At 65.1% G+C, this 4,437-nt stretch carries 6 protein-coding genes; 5 read left to right on the plus strand and 1 reads right to left on the minus strand.

Annotated features, from left to right (window positions below; all coding sequences use genetic code 11):
* The 4 genes from AC1D1T_RS30275 to AC1D1T_RS30290 form a co-directional block, all read left to right on the plus strand.
* Positions 1 to 1,567, plus strand: a 1,567-nt coding sequence (locus AC1D1T_RS30275; RefSeq protein ID WP_477993139.1) for a phage portal protein, incomplete at its 5' end; no start/stop codon positions are given.
* The gene (locus AC1D1T_RS30280; RefSeq protein ID WP_477993141.1) at positions 1,560 to 1,802 is read left to right on the plus strand and encodes a hypothetical protein; all 243 of its coding nucleotides are present in this window, start codon (positions 1,560 to 1,562) and stop codon (positions 1,800 to 1,802) included. The genes AC1D1T_RS30275 and AC1D1T_RS30280, both read left to right, overlap by 8 nt.
* Positions 1,803 to 1,876: 74 nt before the next feature.
* Positions 1,877 to 2,443 carry a glycoside hydrolase family 108 protein gene (locus tag AC1D1T_RS30285; protein WP_477827575.1) on the plus strand — a complete coding sequence of 189 codons (567 nt, stop codon included), beginning with the start codon at positions 1,877 to 1,879 and terminating at the stop codon, positions 2,441 to 2,443.
* A complete protein-coding gene (locus AC1D1T_RS30290) occupies positions 2,443 to 3,000 on the plus strand; it encodes a hypothetical protein (protein WP_477827576.1) in 558 nt (185 codons plus the stop codon). The genes AC1D1T_RS30285 and AC1D1T_RS30290 overlap by 1 nt, the downstream gene beginning before the upstream one ends.
* 18 nt (positions 3,001 to 3,018) lie before the next feature.
* Here the strand turns inward: AC1D1T_RS30290 and AC1D1T_RS30295 are convergent, their stop codons facing one another.
* Positions 3,019 to 3,294, minus strand: a complete 276-nt coding sequence (locus tag AC1D1T_RS30295) for a DUF1488 family protein (protein ID WP_477827577.1) — start codon at positions 3,292 to 3,294, stop codon at positions 3,019 to 3,021.
* Between the two features lie 258 nt (positions 3,295 to 3,552).
* Between AC1D1T_RS30295 and AC1D1T_RS30300 the strand changes: the two genes are divergently transcribed.
* Positions 3,553 to 4,341 carry a DNA adenine methylase gene (locus tag AC1D1T_RS30300; protein ID WP_477993143.1) on the plus strand — a complete coding sequence of 263 codons (789 nt, stop codon included), beginning with the start codon at positions 3,553 to 3,555 and terminating at the stop codon, positions 4,339 to 4,341.
* The last annotated feature ends 96 nt before the right edge of the window (positions 4,342 to 4,437 follow it).

A 4,437-nucleotide genomic window follows, 5' to 3' on the forward strand; every position in this document is an offset into this window, starting at 1 on the left:
ATCGATGACCGCCCGCCTCAATCCCGTCGACCGCCTTCTTGCGTGGTTCGACCCACAGCGTGGCTTGAGCCGCCTGCGCAGCCGAACGCTGTTGGCCCACTACGAGGCCGCGCGTCCGAGTCCTCAGCGCAAGTTCCGGCGTGATGGCGGCTCGCCCAATCAGCTAGCGCAGCAGGGCGCGGTGCCACTGCGCAATCAGATGCGCTATCTCGACCGCAATCACGACCTGGTCGTCGGGTCGCTCGACGTGTTGGTCAACAACACAGTCGGCGCACAGGGAATCGGGGTTGAATTTCAGCCGCGAACTCGGACGGGCGAGATTCACGCTGACTATGCGAAGGCCTTGTCGTCCGCCTGGCGCGATCGGCAGCGGCGCCCTGAAGTCCGTTGGCAGCACAGCTATGCGCGTTGCCAGCGCCTGCTTGCCCGCTCGCTGTACCGAGATGGGGAAGCCTTCGCTCAGATCCTCTTGGGGCAGGTGCCTGGACTCGATCATGGGACCCGGGTGCCGTTCTCGCTGGAGCTGCTGGAAGCGGACATGGTGCCGATGGACTACACCGATGCTGCCCGGGGCTTCGAGCATGGCATCCAGCGCAATGCCTGGGGGCGTGCGTCCAACTACGCTGTGCACAAGCGCCACCCGAGCGAGGCGGTGAGCCTGCGGCAAGACCCGAAGTCGATCCCGGCAGACCGCATGCTTCACCTGGCACACCTGCAGCGTATCGGTCAATCGCGCGGGGTGACTCGGTACGCCAGCGTCATTGGTCGCATCGAGGACATCAAGGATTACGAGGAGTCGGAGCGCATCGCGGCGAAGGTCGCCGCGATGTTGACCGGCTACGTGAAGCGCCAGGCGCCAGACGGCGGCGGCTACGAGGGCCCGCTGAAGGACGACAACGGCAACGACATCGCGCGCCAGATCGCGCTGTCCCCCGGCACCATCATCGACACGCTCGCGGTCGGTGAAGAAATCGGCCTGATCGACAGCAACCGCCCGAACCCGAACCTGGTCACCTTCCGCAACGGCCAGCTGCGTGCGTTCGCCGCCGGCATCGGTGCGAGCTACTCCAGYSTYAGCCGCAACTACGACGGCACCTACAGCAGTCAGCGCCAAGAACTCGTCGAGCAGTGGGTGCACTACGCCTGCCTGACCGACGACTTCGTCAGCATGTGCGTGCGGCCGACCGTCGAGAACTTCATCTTCGCGGCCGACTTCTCGAAAGTGGTGCCGACGCCGAAGGACGTGATGCCGGGGACCGAGGACGACGTGCTCTACATCGCGCCGTCGATGCCGTGGATCGACATGGCGAAGGAAGCCACAGCCTGGCTGACGTTGAGCCAGGCCGGCTTCATCAGCGAGGTCGAGGTGATCCGCAAGGCCGGGCGCAACCCCGACACCGTGCTGGAGCAGGTCGCCGAGTGGCGCCGCAAGGTCAAAGAGAAAGACCTGCGCTTCAGCAGCGACGTGACGAACCAGAACGCGAGCGGCCTGCCCAGCCCGCCGAAGCAGGGCGCCGCGCCAACCAAATCCAACAACGACGACCAGGAGGACAACGCCGATGAATGACCCCCGTACCCTGACCGATGCCGACATGCAGCGCATCGCTGAGAAGCTCGCTGCGCAGCTCGTGACCCAGCTCGGAGACGAGCGCACTGCGCAGCGCCTGGTCGATGTTTGGGGCGGCTACGTCGACCGCCAGCTCGGTAAGGGCCTGCGGCGCTTTGCGATGTACGCGGTGATGGCGCTCCTCGGCCTGGGGGCAATCAAGTTTGACTGGTTCAGTCGTCTGCTCAGCAAGTGACCGACAGCGCCGAACGATTCCAAAACAGCACGACCACCTCGAAGACACCAGAACCAGGACAGGGACAACAGCGAATGGACTTCAACGTAGCCTACGAAGCCGTGCTCGGCAAGGAAGCCGGCTTCAGTGACGACCCGCGCGACAGCGGCGGCCAGACGAATTACGGCATCACCGAGGCGGTGGCGCGCGCCTTCGGCTACACCGGACCGATGCACCTGCTCGGCCTGGACCGGGCCAAGTCGATCTACCGCAGCCGATACTGGGACGCGCTGCAGCTCGACCAGGTCGCAAGCGCAGCCCCGGTCATAGCCGGCGAGCTGTTCGACACCGCGGTGAACCAGGGCACCGACCAGGCGGCCACCTTCCTGCAGCGCGCGCTGAACGTGCTGAACAAGGAAGGCAGCTGGTATCCCGACGTGAAGGCGGACGGCCGCATCGGCCCGATGACGCTGGCGTCGCTGCGGGAGTACACGCGCCGCCGCGGCGCCGAGGGACAGGTGGTGCTGCTGCGCGCCCTCAACGCACTGCAGGGTGTCTTCTACATCGAGCTGGCCGAGCGCCGCTCGAAGGATGAAGCTTTCGTCTACGGCTGGCTGCTGAACCGGGTTGAGATCACGACCGCAGCAGGAGGCAAGGCCTGATGGACCCGATCAGCACCGCATTCGCGCTCGCGCAGTTCGTGCCGGGCATCCTGAAGTGGATCACCGGCAGCGACCAGGCCGAGCAGGCCGCCAGCACTGTGATCGACATCGCCAAGCAGGTCACCGGCAAGGACACCGGCCAGGCCGCGCTGAGCGCGATTCAGGCCGATCCTGCTGCGCTGCTGGCGTTCCGCCAGGCGGTTATCGCGGCCGAGGCCGACCTCGACAAGGCCTTCCTCGCCGATCGGCAGGACGCCCGCAAGCGCGACGTGCAGCTCGCTCAGCTCGGCAGGACGACCAAGCGCGCGGACCTGATGATCGTCGGCGACGTGGTGGGCATGCTCGCCTGCCTGTCGGCGATGGTCTTCGTGACCTGGCTGGGCGTGACCAAGGGCGGCGACGTGAATCCGCTGATCATGGCGCTCAACGGCCCGCTCGGCATGCTGACCCAGCAGTTCGCCAACGGCCTGCGCGATGCGCACCAGTTCGAGTTTGGATCGAGCCGCGGGTCGGCAGAGAAGACGGAACTGCTGGCGAGGGCGCCGGCGCTCAAGTAGAGCGCTACTCGTCGTGAGTCAGCGGCTACCGTCCCAGAACTCATCGGTGTGGATGAGCACGGGGGAAATCCCCTCGCGCAGGTACATCCTGGAGACCATCTGGTGGAGCTCTTGCCGGTGGGATTCGTAGGCAGCAAGCCAATCCGATGGCCTTGGGCCGGCCAGAAAACGGTCTTCCAGAAATTCTCTTGAGACCAAGGCCCTGATGACCAATCCGCCGACGACAACGGCGAACCGGACGGACTCGCTTCCGGTGTCAACAATCGGTGCGCTGACGAACTCCTGCTGGATCATCTCGATGCTCCCATCGAATGCCGGAGTGCCCGGCGATTAGCCCGGATGCGCGATATTTTTCCGCTGCTCTTGCCACCGCGCAAGCGCTTTTTTAGAGCAAGTGCAGGCGTCTGCACATGTCAAAAGACAAGGCGGCTGCCGGAGTGCGCTAACACCCCGGCAGCCACCAAACCCACAGAGTCGACCTGTGAGCCCAGCCAAGGCCCTGCCACCTCCCGGGAGGCGGGGCGCAGTGTACCCACACCCAACTGGAGCCTCATGGCTAACCCAATCATTCCTTGGATCGGCGGCAAACGGCGCCTGGCCGATCTGCTGATTCCGCGCTTTCCGGCGCACAAGTGCTATGTCGAGGTCTTCGCCGGCGGCGCCGCGCTGTACTTCCTTCGCCCGCCGGCGGACGTGGAGGTCATCAACGACATCAACGGCGAGCTGGTGAACCTTTACCGCGTGGTGAAGCATCACCTCGAGGAGTTCGTGCGCCAGTTCAAATGGGCGCTGTCCAGCCGCGAGGTGTTCAAGTGGATCCAGGACACGCCCGCGGAGACGCTGACCGACGTGCAGCGCGCCGCGCGCTTCTACTACCTGCAGCACCAATGCTTCGGCGGCAAGGTGCAGGGGCAGACCTGGGGCACGGCGACGACGGCGCCGCCGGTGAACCTGCTCCGCATCGAGGAGCAGCTGAGCGCTGCGCACTTGCGCCTGGCCGGCACCTTCGTCGAGCGGCTGCACTGGAAGACCTGCATCGAGCGCTACGACCGGCCGCACACGTTCTTCTACCTGGATCCGCCGTACTGGCAGACCGAGGGCTACGGCGTGCCGTTCCCGTTCGAGGAGTACCAGGCGATCGCCGCAGCTTTCCGCAGCCTGAAGGGCAAGGCGATGATGAGCATCAACGATCACCCGGACATCCGGCGTTGCTTCGAGGGCATGCACATGGAGTCGCTGGACATCGCCTACACGGTGGGAGGCGGCGGCAAGGCCGTCGACCGGCGCGAGCTGGTGATCTGGTCCTGGGATCCGCTGGAGGATCCGGCAGGGCTGTTCTGATTGACCGAATGCCATCGCGATGTGACACCAATTCGATCGGCGTCTGTCCATTCGAAATTGCAAACAATCGCATCCTCCCAAGGCATCCCCCCAAAG

This window comes from Rhizobacter sp. P2_H3 (assembly GCF_056403355.1).

What these genes read in the sequence shown, in the direction of transcription:
- AC1D1T_RS30290 (WP_477827576.1), top strand. Translation starts at nt 2,443, where the DNA reads ATGGACCCGATCAGCACCGCATTCGCGCTCGCGCAGTTCGTGCCGGGC.
- AC1D1T_RS30295 (WP_477827577.1), bottom strand. Translation starts at nt 3,294, where the DNA reads ATGATCCAGCAGGAGTTCGTCAGCGCACCGATTGTTGACACCGGAAGC.
- AC1D1T_RS30285 (WP_477827575.1), top strand. Translation starts at nt 1,877, where the DNA reads ATGGACTTCAACGTAGCCTACGAAGCCGTGCTCGGCAAGGAAGCCGGC.
- AC1D1T_RS30280 (WP_477993141.1), top strand. Translation starts at nt 1,560, where the DNA reads ATGAATGACCCCCGTACCCTGACCGATGCCGACATGCAGCGCATCGCT.
- AC1D1T_RS30300 (WP_477993143.1), top strand. Translation starts at nt 3,553, where the DNA reads ATGGCTAACCCAATCATTCCTTGGATCGGCGGCAAACGGCGCCTGGCC.